Genomic DNA, 18,634 nt, shown 5'->3' with positions numbered 1-18,634 from the left:
CCCTTAGCTTTTCTACGCCTCACATTGGGGCAAGCTGCTACGCAACCGAGATGAAGTCAGTCTCCACCAAACTGGTAGTAGCAATACCGTCTAGAACAGCAAGTGCTTGATCTTGCAATAAAATTTGATCGCCACTGAAGCTTAGCTCTGCAAAACTTAAGCCGCCTGCTAGGGCAATCAAATCCTCTCCACGTTCAAAATCAGTGATCTGATCAGTGCCATCATCAGACGCGAGTATAAAGGTATCTGAGCCGCTGCCCCCGGTTACCCAGTCATCTCCTAGTCCGCCCGCGAGCAAGTCATCACCACCGCCGCCCAGCAGCGTGTCTTGACCATTCGCACCGTAGAGTTGATTATCGTCATCGTTGCCGAACAAGCTATCGTCGCCACTGCCAGTCAAGACACTCTCAAAGTTTTCAAAGAACTGAACGCCCTCGCGCCTGTCACCGACGAATCCTTCGGCAATACGAACATTTATATTGCGGCCATCACTGGGTAAGAACCGGATAGCATCGTTCCCCTCTCCTCCATCAAAGAAGTCAACGCCACTAAAGTCATTAACAATCACGGTATCGTCACCGGACCCGCCGTCAATGACGTCGTTACCGGACCCACCTTTTAAGATGTCATTTCCCGCACCGCCTTCGAAGGTATCATTGCCTGCACCACTAAACAGCTCATTGTTATTCGCATCGCCAAACAAGCTGTCGTTGCCGCTGCCGGTTAGGACACGCTCAAAGTTTTCAAAGAACTGACCGCCCTCGCGCCTGTCACCGACGAATCCTTCGGCAATACGAACATTTATATTTCGGCCATCACTGGGTAAGAACCGGATAACATCTTTTCCCGATCCTCCGTCAAAGACGTCAACGCCACTAAAGTCATTAACAATCACGGTATCGTCACCTGCGCCACCTGTAAGGCTATCGTCACCGGCCCCTCCTTTGAGGGTATCGTCACCAGCCTCACCCGCTAAAGTGTCATTACCTTCCTGACCGCGTAGAACGTCATCTCCAGCACCACCATTCAAGACATCACCACTGTTTCCCCCGATCAACGTTTCATTTTCGTTTATTGAGGCGGGAACCCAGCGTCCAATCTCGCCAGAGAAAACATTCGCAAAATATAAATTTGAGTCTGGTCCCACCGAAATCTGAGTGATTCCTAGCTCCTCATCCGCAAAAGGAATAGCTGAATCGATATTCCCTTGCTCGTCGAAAAGTAGAGCACTGACCCCACCCACGGTATTGTCGGCAAAGAAAAGTGCTCCCTCATAAAAATCAGGATAAGCTTCGCCTGTGTAAAAGTCGCCGAGCGTAATCGAGCGGGAGGTGGGATGGCGGAGTGCAAAGAGGGGGGCTGTTACATCTGATGCACCTTGAAAGAGAGTCTCGAACTCAGGCAGATCAGCCAGGGCTTCGGTCCTACGGCTAACGCCGTTGCCGCCTTCAAACAATGGCCAACCAAAGTTTTCCCCCCGCCCAGTATTTATCTCTTCCCAGTTTGTCCAGCCGACATCACCAATAAAGGGGACACCTGTCTCTGGATGAAGCGTATAGCGCCAAGGGTTCCGCAGGCCGTAGTTATAAATCTTGGACTGAGTACTGGTGGTATCGCCATCGAAGAACGGGTTGTCTGCATATCCCTCGCCCGTCAGCGGGTCAATGCGAAAGAGCTTACCAAAGGGATTATCTAGGCTCTGCAGTAGCTCTGCCTGCTCCGGTGTGGGTGTATTACCAACCTGGGTTCCATCTCCATGGGTAAAGAAGAGAGAGCCATCTTCTGCAAACTTAATGGCCCCTGCTGCGTGAAAGTTACTGACGGGAGGCGTTTCTAACAGAATGACTTCGCTACCGGGCAAGACCTCTCGATAACCTGAGGCGGGGTCCGCTTCCACACGAACCAGCCGCGTCGGGCGTAGAGTATTAGACGTGTCCGGCTCCACGCCAGGGGCATCGTAGGAATAAGCTAGGTACACGTAGGGACTTTCAGGAAAATCGGGATGAACAGCTAGCCCCAATAGTCCCCGTTGCCCACCCGTATTCACCTGCTCAGAAATATCAATGAAAGGCTGCTCTAAGAGTTCACCATTGTCGAAAATTTGGACAACGCCATCTAGATTGGCAATGAACATCGTCCCATCAGGTGCCCAGTCAAAGGCTGTTGGTCCGGGTGGTGCAGAAAACCGCGCGACTCTTTCTCCCTCGGCTAAACCTGAAACAACGACTTCGCGCTCGAACGTAAAGGGAGCCTCATCGTTATCTACAATCGTCAATTGGGCACTGCTCTGCACGCCCAAATTGCTGCCAACGGGATCAGTCAGCGTTAGAGTAAGGGACTCATCGAACTCTTGTAGCTCGTCTTCTAGAATGGGGACCGCAAATGTTTGACGTGCTTCACCTGGTTGGAAGGTCACAGTGCCCGAAACAGAGGCAAAGTCTAGGCCAGCACGCGCGTAGTCGTCGCCCAATGCATAATTGACCGTAGCGGTGCGATCGATATTGCCTGTACGGACAATATCGATGCTTGCTTCCCCTGCGTTTTCACCAATACTGTATTCTGCATCCTCGAAGGCGACAGTATCTTCATCTGTGGTGTCATCATCTGTAATCGTAATAACCGCAGACCGGATAGCTCCCAGGACAGCGCCGATGGGGCTACCAATGGCAATATTAAAGGTCTCATCAACCTCTGGCTGATTGTCTGCCAGAATCGGAACTCTGACATCTATTTTTGTTTCGCCGGGGCCAAAGGTTAAGGTTCCAGAACTACCTGTATAGTCACTTCCATCTCTGGCTGTTCCATCGTTGATGGAGTAGTCTACTGATATTGTGCCGTCGCTGCCTTCTGTGCGAAGAACAGAAATGATGGCCTCTTCGTCACCTTCACGGACTCGAATTGCGCCTAATTCCAATGAAAGAATGCCTGGATTGTCCAAAATGTCCCCCGTTCTTTACTTGCTAAACAACTCTGTGATTGACCAGAACTGGACCAGCTATTACTATAGGGCTTGTTTCAGTGAAAGTACGTTAAATTACGGGTGTTTTTATGTTAAGTTATGACTCCTGTAAAACAGATGATTATGACTGTGACCCAGAGGTCCATCCGCGCGATTCAACCCTTGACCCATAGTTGCTACAGTGAACAGTAGCTGTACCGTAAGGGAGATCAAATCATTGCTGGACGATAACGCCAAGCGTACCCTACTGCGCCATCTTCCTCACCCTCTCAATATCTGCGGCGTCAAAGAGGGTGAAGAGATCAATGGCTTTACCCTAAGCTGGACAACCCAGGCTTCTTTTAAGCCACCCATGATTGCGATCGGCGTCCGTCAAGACTCACGCTCCCACGCCATGATTAAAGCGAGTCAAGTCTTTGCCGTAAGCTTCTTAGATAAAAGCCAGAAAGACATGGCAGAGACTTTCTTCAAGCCCCAAAAAGGTGAAGGTAGCAAATTCGGCGATGTGGACTATACCTTGGGTGAAGCCACTGGCTGTCCGATTATTCAGTCTGCTTTGGGCTATATCGAATGTCGAGTGAGGGGCAGTCTAGAGGAGGGAGATCACTCCATCTTTCTAGGGGAAGTTGTCGCGTCTGAGCTTTACCGAGAGGGAGAGCCACTCTTGCTGCAGGATACACCTTGGCAGTACGGCGGATAGTCAGTGTTCAGTCTTGACCACCGTTGGGGAATACTAAAGAATATAGCGGCTGGCCTGCTAAACGAATTCTTATGATTGCCCTCTGGGCTTCAATACGCTGGTTAAGAGAGTAACGACATTATGTTAACTGGATTCCCGAATATCCTGAGCCGACTGCTGGTGGGTTCTGTACTGGTCTCTACGGTGGCTTTAGCGCCACAGGCTGCAAGGACTCAGACCCCTGGGGATATTGTGGTGATTGGTGACTCCCCACTGGAGTGGTCTGAGTTTCAATCCTATTGGACTCAGTTGCTGAATCTCAACGCTCCATCAGCCCCCGCAGAGACGCAAACCGCCGCATCTGGTGCTCAGGGTGAAGATCCTCAAGCACTGGCGAAAAAGCTGGAAAAGAATTTGCGGGTGAGCAAGCTGCGGCTTGATCCGATTATTCGTCTTAATGGCTCCTCGCTCGCGGCGGGTTCGCTGACAAATGGCAACAAAGAAGCTGTGACTGTGGCTAGCGTCAATTTTGAAATTATTGACTCCAGCGGTCAGCTCGTGCAAACCGGGAGTGCAGCACCTCAGCCTTCGACTTTAGCCCCTGGGCAGACTGTCACCTTCCAGGCCGAGCTGCTGACGGTTCCCGCTGATGCAGGCTACAAAATTCGCCTCTCTAGCGATGCCTTTGTGGTTCAAGGTGGCGTTTAACGCTGTCAGGTTCGCTCAAAACTCTAGCCATCAAATAGATAGAAACCCTCAGTGCTGGCAACAATTTTGTCTGAGTGCTGGGGGTTTTGAGTCTAAATTGAGCAATGGGATGCGACGATATGGAGAGTACTATCCTTCTATGTTTGAGCATGGCTTAAACCGTGTCTGACTCCACGAATCCCAACTCAGAAATTCGTCGTCTCTTGGATGTGATGCCGGCCTCGGGTCGCATGAATTCCAAAATTGTTCAGGCTCCTTTGCAGTCCCAGGTGATTGACTGTGGCGGCTCTATTTTGCGTTTAGAAAAGCGCCCGATCACGATTAATTTTGACCTGTGGAGTCAGCTCCCGCAGCCACAGTGCGATTTACTCCTCCTGAGAACAGTGGGCTGGCTCAAAAGCAGTCGCTGGCTGAAGCCAGATCTTTATCAGGGGGGAGCGGTTGCTGGTCTGGTTGGAACGCTGGTGGAGTTGGTGCAGGGAGATGCGGTGGGGGTGGTCGTGGCTGCAGGCTTAGGTGCGATCGCAACCACTCAAATCTGGCGTAACACCCGTGGTCTGCCGGTAGAGCTAGAGGCTGATAATCTGGCCCTCAAGGTGGCTCAACGCCGTGGCTATTCTGAACCTGAGGCCGCCCAGCATCTCATGCAGGCGATTAAGGCCGCAGCCCAATTGGAAAAACGGGCGAGCTTGACCTTCAATGAACTGATTCGTAGTCAGAATTTACTTGCGATCGCAGGTTTATCAACCGTAGATATCCCGCAAGATCTGCGATCGTAATCTCTTAATCTCGTCTCAAGACCGGTCCTTCAGCCAGCTTTTGAGCTGGTCTTTAAGCGCCTGACGATGTGCTGCAAACTGCTGATGCCGGTGGCCATTCGCTCCTGAGGGATGCGGAAACCCGAAAAGACACCTGGCTTCGTCTAACACATGGGTGTTGACCAAATGCCGGATGGCCCGCGTTGCCCCCTCGCCCATCGGAATGATTAACGCTTTCGGGAGCTGACTCAGTTCTTGCCCCAATAGGTGATCAACCATTTGCATCTGAATACTGCGGCTCAGCATTTTAGGATTGTGGCCAGTGTAGTTGCGATGGCAATAAAAAACCGGATAGCGAAGGGCAGAGGTCGTGTGAACAAGATCGGCACGGTTCTCAAAAATAGCAGCCGACGAAGTGAGTCCTAGAACTGTAGCGAAGTCTAATGCATCCAGCATCTTCAGCAGATTTCGCCGCATGGGTCCGGCAAAAGACATCCGTCGCTTGATTTCTGACATAACCCATTGCCTATTTTGGCCCACATCAGGGACCTTCATCAGCTCTGCAGCAAGACGATAGGACAACTCCATCTGCTGCCAGCCGGGGGTCAGGCCCACCAGAGCGACTTTGGCTGCTTTACGCACGTATCCTAGAGGGGCATAGTAAATCTCTAGCCGCCGTTCAGCATACAGCCGAAAATGGGGAGTATGTAGCTGTGCTTTAGAAAGTTTCTCGGGTACGGCAAGCGCCTGTATCGACTCAGAATAGGTCTCGAAGAGTTGTTCAGCGGGACAGGTGAGCCAATGCATCAGTCAGTTGACTAGGGTTTACGACTCTCCCAAGCTATCAATATTTTTCGGGTAGCTTCCAAGGCTTGTTCTGCAACTACAATTGATCGGCGTACTGTTCAGTTATGTCCATGTCTGGTCACCATCAAGATCTCGTCGGCTTCATCTGGAATATTGCCAACAAGCTCCGTGGCCCCTACCGTCCGCCTCAGTATCGAAAGGTAATGCTGCCGTTGGTGGTGCTCCGGCGTTTAGATGCGGTCTTGGAAACCACTAAAGAGCAGGTAATTGCGGAGAAGATCCACCTGGATGCAAAGGGTTTTAAGGATGTGGCGCTGGAAAAAGCCCTGTCTAAAGTTGCCGTGGGGAAAGAGCGATCGCAGCCCCTATACAACACCAGCCAGTGGACCTTTACGAAGCTCCTCGGCGATCCACCAGGAATTGCCAGCAACTTAGTGGCCTACATCAATGGGTTCTCGCCCCGAGCGCGGGACATTTTTGAGAAGTTTGAGTTTGAAAACGAAATTGAAAAACTGGATGAGAACAACCGGCTGTTCTTGATCATCAAAGAGTTTTGCAGCTCTCAGATTGACCTCTCGCCCCAGGCTCTCTCAAATTTACAGATGGGGTACTTGTTTGAAGAGCTGGTCCGTAAATTTAATGAGCAGGCCAACGAAGAGGCGGGCGACCATTTCACCCCGCGTGAAGTGATCCGATTGATGGTGAATCTGCTGTTCAGCAATGAAGAAGATGTCTTTAAGCAGGGCATCTACAAAACTATCTATGACCCCACAGCCGGAACGGGTGGGATGCTGTCAGTCTCGGAGGAATATATCAAGGCCCAGAACCCGGATGCCAACCTAGAGCTGTTTGGGCAGGAATATAACCCGGAAGCCTACGCCATCTGCTGCTCTGATCTGCTGATTAAAGATGCCCCCATCGACAATCTGGTGTTCGGCGACACGCTGGGTCTCAAGGAGGCCAAGAACAAGGCCAATAACTTTATTCCCCACGATGGTCATGGGGAGCAGCAGTTTCACTACATGCTGGCGAATCCGCCGTTTGGGGTGGAGTGGAAGCCGGAGGAGTCTGCGGTTAAGGAAGAACATAGGGAGAAGGGATTTAGCGGGCGGTTTGGTCCGGGGCTACCGCGTATCAATGATGGGTCGCTGCTGTTTTTGCTCCATATGATCTCCAAAATGCGTCCGGCTCCGGTGGACGGGGGCGATGGTTCTAAGATTGCGATCGTCTTTAATGGGTCGCCGTTGTTTACAGGAGATGCCAACAGTGGCGAGAGCAATATCCGCCGCTGGATTATTGAAAATGACTGGCTAGATGCGGTGGTGGCGCTGCCGGATCAGATGTTTTACAACACGGGCATCTACACCTATATCTGGCTGGTGACGAACAAGAAGCCGCCCCATCGACAGGGACAGGTGCAGTTGATTGACGGCACTCGTCATTTCCAGAAGATGAAGAAGAGTTTAGGCAACAAGCGCAATGAACTCTCGGATGCCCACATAGCGGAACTGGTGCGGCTGTACGGGAACTATGACCATAATGCTGCCAGTGAGTTCGGGGAAGAGTCGCGGGTCTGCTCTAAGATTTTGCCGAATCAGGCGTTTGGGTTCTTGAAGGTGACAGTGGAGCGACCGTTACGACTCAATTTTCAGGCAAGTCCTGAACGAATAGAGCGGCTGTGGGAGCAGTCGGCGTTTAGTAATTTGGCGACGAGTAAGAAGCGCAAAGATTTGGCGGCTCAGCAGGCTGAGATTGAGGCAGGGGAGCGGCTGCAGGCGGCGATCATTGAGATGCTAGAGACGTTGGATTCGGGGGTGTTGTATTGCGATCGCACCCAGTTTCTCAAAACCCTAAACCAGGCCCTAAAAGCAGCAGATCTAAAGCTAGCTGCAGCGGTGAAGAAGATGGTGTTGGCTGCTTTGAGTGAGCGAGACTCGACGGCGGAAATTTGCCGAGATAAGAAGGGCAATCCTGAGCCGGATAGTGAGCTTCGGGATACGGAAATTGTGCCGTTGCCTGCAGAGATTAAGCTACCGCTACCGTTGGGCTATGACGGTGAGACGGGATTAGATCAGCTTTTGAGTTTGGTGAAGGGGCACTGTGAGAACTATCTGCGGACGGAGGTGTTGCCCCATGTGCCGAATGCTTGGATTGACTATCGCAAGACCAAGGTGGGGTATGAGATTCCGTTGAATCGGCATTTTTATGTGTATGAGCCACCCCGTCCGTTGGCGGAGATTGAGGCAGATATTAAGGCGCTGGAGAAGGATATTGTGGCGATGCTGGGGGAGATCGTGTGATGAGATTGTTGCGACATGTCGCAACAATTGGCAAAGGAGGATAGCTGCAAACGGGAATTCTGGTAATACTGGTAATAGGAGATATACAGCCTTGATTAGGGAGGCAGCATGAGAATTGCTGAAAATCGCGATCGCACATTGACTCACCTATGATGATGCAGTTCAATTTCAAAGGAATGGGTTAGAGGTACCAAAGGTACTGCGTTAGCCCCCTAAATCCCCCACGGGTAGGGGACTTTGAACTCTTACTCTTGCCAGACTATGAAAAAGAATGCTCTAATTTTGCCTACACTGTCAACGGATTTTTTGCTGCAATCAAGTCCGCTTTGTATTCAGTCTGTATCACGCAAAACTTGTAGGACAGATAAATCTTCAAGTCCCCCAGAATGGGGGATTTAGGGGGCGAGTGCAACATGAACAGCGATCTAAACTCCGTGCAGGCAGAGGCACTCAAAAAAGCGAAAGAGGCTGAGGTAATAGCTCTATTAAGAGCAGGTGAAATCAGCAGTGGTAGAGCGGCTAACGTATTGGGGATTTCTCGACTAGAGATGATTGAGCGTATGGGGAAATTGGGAATCCCATTATTTGATGATTCCCTGGAGCTTGAGGAACTGCAGCAGGAAGTTGAGCAAGCCAGTGCTTTGCTTGAGCGGGCAAATGCTGAAATTCTTGGAGAATTTTAATTAATGGGGAAACATCAGCTTTATCCGAAATATAAAGATTCTGGAATTGATTGGATAGGAGAGGTTCCAGAGTTTTGGTTACTCAAACGTCTCAAATTCTCGGCTTATTTGGTTAATCAAAAAATTGATGCTGAGAGTAGTACTCTTCCCTATATGGGATTAGAGCATATTCAATCGTGGACTGGAGAACGGATTAAGGACTCTAATGCCTCTAGTGAGGGAATTGGCTCCCACTTCTTGCCTAATGATGTTCTGTTCGGAAAGCTGAGACCATATCTAGCCAAAGTACACTTGGCTAAACATGAGGGACTAGCTTCGACAGAAGCACTGGTTTTGCGTAGCAGAGATAGTATTTTTCCTCCTTTCTTACGCTATTACTCAGTTTCTAGAGATTTTATTCATATAGTTGACTCCTCAACTTTCGGTACAAAGATGCCTCGCGCGAGCTGGGACTTCATAGGAAATCTGGCGATACTTGTCCCATCCCTCCCAGAACAACAAACGATCGCAACTTTTCTCGACCACAAAACGGCCCAAATCGACGCTCTGATTGCCAAAAAAGAAGCCCTCCTAGAAAAGCTCGCCGAAAAACGCACCGCCCTCATCAGCCAAGCCGTCACCAAAGGACTCGACCCCACCGTCCCCATGAAAGACTCCGGCATCAAATGGCTAGGCGAAATTCCAGCCCATTGGGGAATAGCAAAGCTGGGGTACTTTGCTAGCATCGGTAACGGCTCAACCCCTAAGCGTGACAAAGCAGAATACTGGTCTAGAAAAGATTTTCCTTGGCTCAACAGTAGCAAAATCAATGAGGAAATTATTGTAGAGGCAGAGCAGCATATTTCCAAACAAGCGCTAGAGGAGTGTCATCTACCAGTTGTGCCCGCAGGAAGTGTATTAATTGCCATTACAGGCGAGGGGCAAACTCGTGGGCGTTCTGCATTACTTAGCTTTGAAGCAACCATTAGCCAGCATTTAGCCTCTATTCAACCTATCTCTGAGGTCATGGGTGCAATTTATCTTCGGAGATACTTGCAAGCTGCTTATCAATGGCTTCGGAATGAAAGTAATGGTGCCGGTAGTACACGGGCTGCACTAACTTGCGATTTTCTGAAAAAGATAAACATCTTGCTGCCACCTCTAAACGAACAAGTGTGTATTATCAATTTTTTGGATTCGAAACTAGAAATAGACCATAGCTTGGCATCTGCAACACAGATATCTTTAAAAAAGCTCAAAGAATACCGCACCGCCCTCATCACCAACGCCGTCACCGGCAAAATCGACGTCCGCAACGTAAAACTCCCCCAACCCACTCCAACGGAACTGCTGGCCACTCTCCCCGATATTGAAGAGGAATTCCCTGATGTCGATGCAGGTTTACTGCCTCTAGATGAAATTTCCATCTGAACCAAACTCTCAACGCATTATGGAATAAGCCTCTTGCCTTACATAAGATTGTTTATATGTAATGTTGAGTCCCTAAAATTACATATAGCTTTTCCCCTTGGCACCTACATATACATCTACACCAGCCTGATCAATCTCCGAAAATCGATAGAAACCTTCTATGACACACAATCGCAGAGAGTCAAGAAACGATGACCCTTCAGCAGCTCCACCAAAAACTATTAGCCCTAACCCCTGAAGAGAAAGCCCAGGCCATCCAACTGCTTGTAGGTAGCCTTAGCGATATCTGGATTGGCATCGAAAAAAATTCAGGCGTTATGGGGGGCGATGCTTGTATCCGTCAAACCCGCATCACAGTTTGGCAACTCATCAGCCTGCGCCATCAAGGTGCAACCGAAGCCGATCTACTTGAAGATTACCCTGCTCTGACCGCTGCTGACCTTACCAATGCATGGCACTATGCCGATCTTCATACCGATGAAATTGAAGCCGCACTTCAGCGGCAAGCAGCAGCCTAAACAATGTCAGAACCATATCAGGCAAGACTCTACGCTGACGAAGGATTCTCCAAAAAAGTCAGCGACTATCTACGGGAATTGGGCCATGATGTCTTGACCGTTCAAGAAGCTGGACAAGCCAATCAACGCATTCCTGACGAGGATGTTTTAGCGTTTGCGATCTCACTTGATCGCGCAGTCATTACTGTTAATCGAGCTGACTTCATTCGTTTACACAAAAGTTCTCCTGACCACGCAGGTATTATCGTTTGTACCGAAGATCTCAATCGTCAACGGATGTCAGAGAGGATTCATGCCGCCATTCTCAGCGCAGGTAACTTAACGGGACAACTCGTTCGAGTCAATCGTCCAGCCCAAAGTAGTTAAACCCTTTTCGGTCACTTCTCATGCTCAAAGAAATCAACTTTGAAGACGCCATTGAGCAATCCCTAACCACCGCAGGCGGCTACAGCAAAGGCGACCCCCACGACTACGATAAAGAGCGCGCCCTCTTCCCCGCCGACATCATCCACTTCATCCAGACCACCCAACCCAAATTCTGGACCCGCTTCACCACCCTCAACCCAGACAACGCCGATACCATCCTCCTCGATAGCCTCACCAAAGAGCTACAGAGCAAAGGGATGCTCACTATTCTCCGCAACGGCTTCAAATGCTTCGGCAAAACCGTCCGCCTTGCCTACTTTGCCCCCAACACCGGCATGGACCCCGACGCCTACACCCGCTACACCCAAAATCGCCTCACCCTCACTCGCCAAGTCAAAACTGCCAGCGGAGCTATTCCCGATCTCGTCATTGCCGTTAATGGTTTACCCATCGCCTCCCTAGAGCTAAAAAACCCCACCAGCGGCCAAACCGTAGACCACGCCCAGCAGCAGTACAAAGACCGCGACCCCAAAGAACTGCTGTTTACCTTCAAACAGCGCTGCCTCGTTCACTTTGCCGTAGACCCCGATCGGGTCTACATGACCACCAAACTCGAAGGCAAAGACACCTTCTTTCTGCCCTTCAATCGCGGCCACCACCACGGAGCCGGGAACCCACCCATCGACGGCGATGTCCGCACGAGCTACCTGTGGCAAGCGGTGCTCACCAAAGACAGCCTCATGGGTATCCTGGCGCGATTTCTCCATTTAGAAGTTAAAGAAACTAAGGTTGCCACCGCCAAAGGACTCAAGCGCCACCAGAGAGAAGCCCTGATTTTTCCGCGCTACCATCAGCTCGATGTCGTTCGTAAGCTCACGAACCACGCCTGGGAACATGGCTCTGGGCATAACTACCTGATTCAGCATTCCGCCGGGTCTGGCAAATCTAATTCTATTGCTTGGTTAGCCCATCGCCTCTCCAGTCTCCATGACACTAACGATCAAAAAGTCTTCCATTCCGTTGTTGTTATCACCGATCGCGTCGTCCTCGATAAACAGCTTCAAGACACCATCTACCAGTTTGAACACAAGCAAGGCGTCGTCCAAAAAATCGAAGACAACACTCAACAGCTTGCCACCGCCCTTGCTGATGGCGTGCCCATTATCATTTCCACCATCCAAAAATTCCCTTTCATTACCCAGGCGATTCAGACCTTAGAGAAAAAAGGTCAAACTATCGAAATTGCCACCCAAGGCAAACGCTTCGCCATCATCGTCGATGAAGCTCACAGCTCTCAAAGTGGCGAAACCGCGATGGAACTCCGCAAAATCCTCAACAAAGACGGCATTGAGTCCGCCATTGCTGAACAGTTCCTTGACCTCGAAGAAGACAATCTCAGCGATGTTGCCCAAGAGAATTTACTGCGGGAACAGCTCAAGCGCACCAAACAGCCCAACCTCAGCTTCTTTGCCTTTACCGCCACCCCCAAATTCAAAACCCTCGCCGTCTTCGATGAACCCGGAGACAGCGGCCAGTCCCCCTTTCATCTCTACAGTATGCGGCAGGCCATTGAAGAGAATTTCATTATGGATGTCCTGGCCCACTACGCCTGCTACCAGCGCTATTACGAACTTGTCCAAGCCATTGAAGAGGATCCTGAAGTTCCCCGCCGCAAAGCTGCCCGCGCCCTAGCCCGCTTTGTCGATCTACATGACTACAACATTGCCCAAAAAGTAGAAATCATGGTGGAGCATTTCCGCACCCACACCCGCCACAAAATTGGCGGTCGGGCCAAGGCGATGGTGGTCACCAGCTCTCGCGAACATGCCGTCCGCTACAAGCTAGCCTTTGATCAGTACATCAAAGACAAAGGCTACACCGACGTGAAATCCCTCGTGGCTTTCTCGGGTGAAGTCGCTCTCAAAGACTATCCCAACCAGAAATTTACCGAAGTTGGGATGAACAACGGCGTCAAAGAAGCTGAACTGCGGGAAAAGTTTGACACGGAAGAATACCAGGTGCTGCTGGTGGCCGAAAAATACCAAACCGGATTTGACCAGCCGCTGTTGCACACAATGTACGTCGATAAGCGGCTGGCTAATATTCAAGCAGTGCAGACCCTTTCGCGACTCAATCGCACCACCCGAGGCAAAACCGATACCTTTGTCCTCGACTTTGTGAACGATCCTGATGAAATCTATGCTGCCTTCAAGCCCTACTATGAAATGACTCCCATTGGTGGGCAGTCTGATCCGCAACAGCTTAATGATTTAGCCTATCGCCTTAGTCAATGGCAGCTTTATGATGACGATGATATTAATCGCTGGTGCAAGATCTGGTTTTGCGATCGCATCAATCCCACTGGCCGCGAACACAAGCAGCTCAACAGCATCCTCGATCAGGTCGTTGAACAGTACCTGACCCTTACAGAAGAGGATCAAGCCCTGTTCAAAAGCCAATTAGCCAGCTTTCGGAACCTTTATCTCTTCCTCTCTCAAATTATTCCCTACCAAGACTCCGATTTAGAAAAGCTGTATACCTTTGGCCGCTACCTGCTCACCAAGCTTCCCCGCACGCCAGACAGTACCCAAATCAACGTTGACGATGAGGTTGAACTCAAATACTATCGCCTCCAAAAAATTAGCGAGGGTGCAATCAGCCTCAAAGCAGGGGAAGCTGAAGGTCTCTATGGTCCCAAAGAAGTCGGTACAGGCCAAGCTGATGAAGACGTTCTGCTCTCAACCCTCGTGGACAAGCTCAACGATCGCTTTGGCACAGACTTCACCCCAGCCGATCAGCTCTTCTTCGAGCAAATTCGCGAAGTCGCAATCACCAACACTCAAATTCAGCAGGCTGCTGAGGCCAATACCATTGAGAACTTCGCCCCTGTCTTTTATAAGCTGCTCGAATCCCTCTTCATCGAACGTATGGAAGACAACGAAGACATCTTTCTCCATCTCATGAACGATGAGGGTTTTCATAAAATCGCGGCCCAGTATTTAATGCAGGCCGTCTATCATCAAATTCATAAGCGACAGGATAGAGAGTGATTTGGACAGGGATGGTGCGGGGTAAATATGAACATTGACGATGCAATAGCCGTTAGCGAAGCTCCTCCCTCGGAGGCAGGCCGGTTGGAGACCATCGCAACTCAATTCATCCAGCTTGTCCTCAGCAATATTAACCGCGAATATCCCCATAGCGGCAAAGTTTGGCTCAATAGCGAAGCGGATATCAAATCTCCCCGAGAGGTTCACCCAGCTTTTTATGGCTGTCTAGACTGGCACTCCGCGGTTCACGGTCACTGGTTACTGGTGCGCTTAGCCCGCTGCTTCCCGGAGGCATCCTTTCAGACCTCTGTGAGAACTGCACTCGATGGCAGCCTCACCCCTGTCAATCTGCAGCAAGAAGCGACTTACCTGAAGCAACACCCCTTGTTTGAATGCCCCTACGGCTGGGCCTGGCTCCTGCAGCTCGCGACGGAGCTGCGCGAATGGTCAGATCCGCAAGCCACCGTCTGGCTGTCGGCGCTTGAACCCTTAGAAGCCACTGTTGCTAGCCACTTTCAGCACTGGCTACAGAACCTAGAGCAGCCGAATCGAACGGGGGTACATGCCAATACAGCCTTTGCGTTGGGATTAGCCTTTGACTGGACCCGCACCTCAGGACATCAAGCACTCGCCGACCTCATTCACGATCAGAGTCGCCGCTTTTATCGACAGGACCGAGATTATCCATTTTGGCTCGAACCGTTAGGCTATGACTTCATCTCCCCTAGCCTGTCAGAGGCCGATCTGATGCGACGGCTACTTCGGCCCGCTGCGTTTGCTAACTGGCTAACGGATTTCTTGCCCTCATCAGCGCTAGAGCAAAGAGAGTGGCAGCTTGTCTCAGCCAAGAATCCCGAAAATTATCAGCAAGCGCACTTTCGGGGACTTCACCTCAGCCGAGCTTGGATGCTGGAGGGACTATGTTCCGGCCTACCCTCTGACGATCCGCGCATAGAGTACCTGAACGCAAAAGCAGCTCAGTATTGGCAGTTCACTAGGGCTGACATCACCGATGAGCACTATGCCAGCAGTCATTGGGTAGGGACATTTGCCGTTTATCTACTCACCAAGCGTGGATTGCACCACTAGAAATGTGGATTGCACCACTAGAAATATAGGGTTGGGAGCAATATCTTCGTCTAGCACGTACAGACAGATGTGCATTCTCACCCTTCTCTCTGTGTTGGGAAATATAGAGCAGAGTAGACCTTTCAGGAGGACTCTAAGGCCGATTGCCCCATCAATCTGAGAAAGGAACGATTTTTTGCATAGTTGAACCATGGCTCTTGGGGAGCAGGCATGAGGAGTGAACGCGATGCAGATAAAGTTGGATATCCAAATTCTTGGACTGCTGGCAGAAGCATTTTATTCACTAACTGAATCTCTAGGTCAGTAATATTCTCTTTCCAGGTGTGGAGGGGAGAGAGTGAAATCTTCTGAAATGCTTGGTTACTGCTACTGTTGCCACCCCACGGCTTACCTAGAAGTGTCGGCTGTATCAGGCTTTCAGAGAACTTTATATTGAGAAAGTCTGCGATCTGCTGCATGACTTCTTGCGTAGAAGTGAGTAAATCTTCATACCTAATGACTAAATAGTTCTTGATGAAGAGCTGATTCTTATGCAGGTTATAGTATGAGTTATGCAATGACTGAGCCATGCCTCCCAGGTAGGGATAGCAAGATTTTGTTTTTGATTTTCTGAGCGCAACTATCGTTGAATAAGGATTACGAATGATATGAATAAATTTACTATCTGAAAACATGTGGCTCAGCAACGGTGCATACTCAGCATTCTCTACTGATTTTTCAACAAGCCGAATATTGCAGTCTAGCGTCTTGCCTGTCAGAGAGTAATAGAGTGAGTTTACGTACGCGATAAAGAGTTCTGTATTCGTTTTGGGGTTGCTGCTTTCTAGGCAACTACGAAATAGGTCCAAATCACAAGCATCTGGAAGAACAGAGTCTGAATAAGGATTCTTATTTTTGTTGCGGCTCTCGATGCTATTAATTAGCGCTGTATATTTTTCTTCTATACTCAAATCGTGAGGCCAAGACCGCTGCAATCTATAGTCTACCCAGTACCCCATACACTTGAAGAAGTGCATTTCCATGGGAGCTGCGAATAGCTCAGAATGGCTATCTAATAGACTTCTGAGTAAACTTGTGCCGCTTTTGTGTGAGCCGAGTAAGAAGATGGGGCTTTTTAGTTGATTGCTGGCAGGGTTCATTTTGGGCGCTAAGTTTTGAGCTATTTGCATCAATAAAAATCCCTCTCCTGAAGGGGTGACGAGGCTACTTTAATTGTTTGGTTAGAGCCGTTTTCTATAAATGATTTTGAGGGTGCTGGAGGAATATTATGCAGTATTGGTGCCTATGCTTAGATTGGCGACAGCTTAGGGTTGGCTTAACCCCTCGGCATCACGCTGATAGCGTAGCACTGCTTTTGGTCTGTGTCAGTTTTGTCGGTGGCCGCGCTATGCTGGCTCTTGCTCTAAAATGGTTGACCGCCACATCACCAGCGCTGCTTTTTTGTTAGGCCGAAAGACGAACCTGACCAAATTTGCGATCGCGTTTCCCATACTCCTTCAACGCTTGATGAAAGGCCGATTGATCAAAATCAGGCCACAGCGTATCGGTAAAATATAGCTCGGTGTAGGCTATCTGCCAGAGCAGATAGTTACTAAGGCGCGTTTCCCCACTGGTGCGAATCAGCAAATCAGGGTCAGGGATGTCGCTGGTATAGAGCTGTTGACTGAGCACTTTTTCTGTAATTTCGGTAGGGTCTAGCTTCCCTTGCTGGACCTGCTGGGCAATCTTTTGACAGGCATGAATCATCTCTGAGCGACTGCCGTAGTTCGCCGCCACCATCAGATGCACGGATTGATTCTCTGCTGTGGCTTTTGTCGCCCGCTCAATCTGGCGCTGCAGAGAAGGCGCTAGCGCGTCTAGATCACCGATAAAAGAAATGCGAACCCCTTCGCGGTTCATTTCTGCTAGCTCTTTCTTCAAGAGTCGCTCAAACAAAAGCATTAAAAAATCAACCTCTTCTGTCGGACGACGCCAGTTCTCCGTCGAAAAGGCATAGGCCGTTAGCGTGGGAATCTCCCAGTCTTTGCAGCAGCGCAGCAGCGCCTTCAGGGTTCTAGCCCCCTGTCGATGGCCTGCCACCCGTGGAAAGCCTTGGCGGGTCGCCCAGCGGCCATTGCCATCCATAATCACCGCGACGTGTTGAGGCAGGCATTGTGGGTTGAGGTCTATCGGTAGGGGTGAAAGATTCTGAGCGATCATGGTTTTAGATACTGTCTTGCGGGTTGAAAAATGAGCAGGGCATAAGACCCTGCGCTTGATAGTGTTTAGATCAGCTAAGTTGCCAAAGCTTTCTGCAATAGAGGCATCTTAAGGATGTGGGTCAGGAGCGATATTCTCCTGATATTTGTGTTCCGAGCAGTGATTTCAGATAGGCAGGCGTTAGGCTCCAGCTCCAGCGCCACAGCCGCAACAGCACCACCATGAAGGTCCATGTAAAGGTCAGCTTGTTGCCCCAGGACCAAGCTGACCAGTGCAGCACCTGAGCCATACGTCGGAGCGTGTGGATTAAGCTGGCTTGAGAAGGCTGACGGCGGCACAGTTTACCGAGAGCAGCGCCGACAAGCGTTTTGACAACTTTTAGAATAGAAGAGTCGGGATAAGCCCAGAGACCGAAGCCCCAGAATTTTGTCATGTGGTTAACCTCATCTCGCAGCATTTCTGCGATCGCCACCTGCAGTGGACCTGTCGAGTGAGCCATCAGCCACAGATACAGGCAAGCGGCCCCATATTCTGTGGCCACCCGATGCAGTCCATGTATATAAAGATCGCTGTATATATCCCCTGTGGACTGGTAGGGCCTGGGTTCATGGGGAATCGGCCTTAGCTTCAACCCCGTCAACTGTGTATAAATTTTCTGGAGGGTGGGGGCATGCTGCCGCTCTTCTTTCTCCCAAAGCCCTAGATCGATCAGATTGCCGTGGTTATCGACCTCACCACCGACGAACTTTGCCATTGGCGGACATAGATTTTCTAGATACTGGCGACTGGTTTGTGTATACCCACGAATCGGCAGTTCGGTATCAATACACCCGGCCAAGATGGCGATGAAGATCAGTGGGTCGATGCCGATGATTTGCTCTGGATCAATGCCCTGCCAGTCGATAGTGCCCCATTTGCGCGGCTGTGGATTCTGAAACTGTTGGGGAAGATTTTGGATGCGATCGCACAGCATCTCCTCCGCCAAGTATTGATCCACCAACACTCCGATGCGCTGGCGCATTTGCTTCAAATAAGGTTTTCCCCTCCCACATGTGGCTGTGCGTCCTAGTGAAATAGCGTCAGTCATTACGCTTCTTGCTCCTGTTGT

Annotated in this window: 15 protein-coding genes; 10 read left to right on the top strand and 5 right to left on the bottom strand. The window is 50.2% G+C overall.

Annotated elements, in window-relative coordinates:
• Positions 1-37: 37 nt before the first annotated feature.
• A complete protein-coding gene (locus C1752_RS08955) occupies positions 38-2,938 on the bottom strand; it encodes a Calx-beta domain-containing protein (protein ID WP_110985712.1) in 2,901 nt (966 codons plus the stop codon).
• A gap of 238 nt (positions 2,939-3,176) precedes the next feature.
• On the opposite strand from C1752_RS08955, the gene C1752_RS08950 reads away from it, so the two are divergent.
• The 3 genes from C1752_RS08950 to C1752_RS08940 all read left to right on the top strand — a co-directional run bounded on the left by C1752_RS08950 (position 3,177) and on the right by C1752_RS08940 (position 5,125).
• Positions 3,177-3,659, top strand: coding sequence for a flavin reductase family protein (locus tag C1752_RS08950; protein WP_110985711.1), 483 nt, complete (start codon positions 3,177-3,179; stop codon positions 3,657-3,659).
• 120 nt (positions 3,660-3,779) lie between these two features.
• On the top strand, positions 3,780-4,346 hold the full coding sequence (locus tag C1752_RS08945) for an FxLYD domain-containing protein (RefSeq protein WP_110985710.1): 567 nt from the start codon (positions 3,780-3,782) through the stop codon (positions 4,344-4,346).
• A gap of 161 nt (positions 4,347-4,507) precedes the next feature.
• The gene (locus tag C1752_RS08940) at positions 4,508-5,125 is read left to right on the top strand and encodes a DUF3318 domain-containing protein (RefSeq protein WP_233501483.1); all 618 of its coding nucleotides are present in this window, start codon (positions 4,508-4,510) and stop codon (positions 5,123-5,125) included.
• 15 nt (positions 5,126-5,140) lie between these two features.
• Here C1752_RS08940 and C1752_RS08935 read toward each other — a convergent pair whose 3' ends face one another.
• Entirely contained in the window at positions 5,141-5,911 is a 771-nt protein-coding gene (locus C1752_RS08935; protein ID WP_110985709.1) for a hypothetical protein, read from the bottom strand.
• A 110-nt stretch (positions 5,912-6,021) separates the two neighbouring features.
• Here C1752_RS08935 and C1752_RS08930 point away from each other — a divergent pair, with 110 nt between their 5' ends.
• The 7 genes from C1752_RS08930 to C1752_RS08900 all read left to right on the top strand — a co-directional run bounded on the left by C1752_RS08930 (position 6,022) and on the right by C1752_RS08900 (position 15,327).
• Positions 6,022-8,211: a type I restriction-modification system subunit M gene (locus C1752_RS08930; RefSeq protein WP_199464342.1), complete on the top strand. Its 2,190-nt coding sequence runs from the start codon at positions 6,022-6,024 to the stop codon at positions 8,209-8,211.
• A 413-nt stretch (positions 8,212-8,624) separates the two neighbouring features.
• The gene (locus tag C1752_RS08925; protein WP_233501481.1) at positions 8,625-8,894 is read left to right on the top strand and encodes a UPF0175 family protein; all 270 of its coding nucleotides are present in this window, start codon (positions 8,625-8,627) and stop codon (positions 8,892-8,894) included.
• Positions 8,895-8,897: 3 nt separating this feature from the next.
• The gene (locus C1752_RS08920) at positions 8,898-10,304 is read left to right on the top strand and encodes a restriction endonuclease subunit S (protein WP_110985706.1); all 1,407 of its coding nucleotides are present in this window, start codon (positions 8,898-8,900) and stop codon (positions 10,302-10,304) included.
• A gap of 191 nt (positions 10,305-10,495) precedes the next feature.
• Positions 10,496-10,822 (top strand): DUF433 domain-containing protein, encoded by a 327-nt coding sequence (locus C1752_RS08915; RefSeq protein ID WP_110985705.1) that lies wholly within the window; start codon positions 10,496-10,498, stop codon positions 10,820-10,822.
• A gap of 3 nt (positions 10,823-10,825) precedes the next feature.
• Positions 10,826-11,188 carry a DUF5615 family PIN-like protein gene (locus C1752_RS08910; protein ID WP_110985704.1) on the top strand — a complete coding sequence of 121 codons (363 nt, stop codon included), beginning with the start codon at positions 10,826-10,828 and terminating at the stop codon, positions 11,186-11,188.
• 20 nt (positions 11,189-11,208) lie between these two features.
• Positions 11,209-14,238, top strand: a complete 3,030-nt coding sequence (locus C1752_RS08905; RefSeq protein ID WP_110985703.1) for a type I restriction endonuclease subunit R — start codon at positions 11,209-11,211, stop codon at positions 14,236-14,238.
• 27 nt (positions 14,239-14,265) lie between these two features.
• Entirely contained in the window at positions 14,266-15,327 is a 1,062-nt protein-coding gene (locus C1752_RS08900; protein WP_110985702.1) for a DUF2891 domain-containing protein, read from the top strand.
• 122 nt (positions 15,328-15,449) lie between these two features.
• On the opposite strand, the gene C1752_RS08895 is transcribed toward C1752_RS08900, so the two are convergent.
• The 3 genes from C1752_RS08895 to C1752_RS08885 all read right to left on the bottom strand — a co-directional run bounded on the left by C1752_RS08895 (position 15,450) and on the right by C1752_RS08885 (position 18,613).
• A complete protein-coding gene (locus C1752_RS08895) occupies positions 15,450-16,496 on the bottom strand; it encodes a sulfotransferase family protein (protein ID WP_110985701.1) in 1,047 nt (348 codons plus the stop codon).
• A 274-nt stretch (positions 16,497-16,770) separates the two neighbouring features.
• Complete coding sequence (uppS, locus tag C1752_RS08890; RefSeq protein WP_110985700.1) at positions 16,771-17,526, bottom strand: undecaprenyl pyrophosphate synthase; 756 nt, start codon at positions 17,524-17,526, stop codon at positions 16,771-16,773.
• A gap of 121 nt (positions 17,527-17,647) precedes the next feature.
• Complete coding sequence (locus C1752_RS08885; RefSeq protein WP_110985699.1) at positions 17,648-18,613, bottom strand: ferritin-like domain-containing protein; 966 nt, start codon at positions 18,611-18,613, stop codon at positions 17,648-17,650.
• Positions 18,614-18,634: the final 21 nt, after the last annotated feature.

The sequence above is a fragment of the Acaryochloris thomasi RCC1774 genome, from assembly GCF_003231495.1.
In the GTDB taxonomy this organism is placed as follows: domain Bacteria; phylum Cyanobacteriota; class Cyanobacteriia; order Thermosynechococcales; family Thermosynechococcaceae; genus RCC1774.
This window is presented reverse-complemented; position numbering and strand designations above follow the sequence as displayed.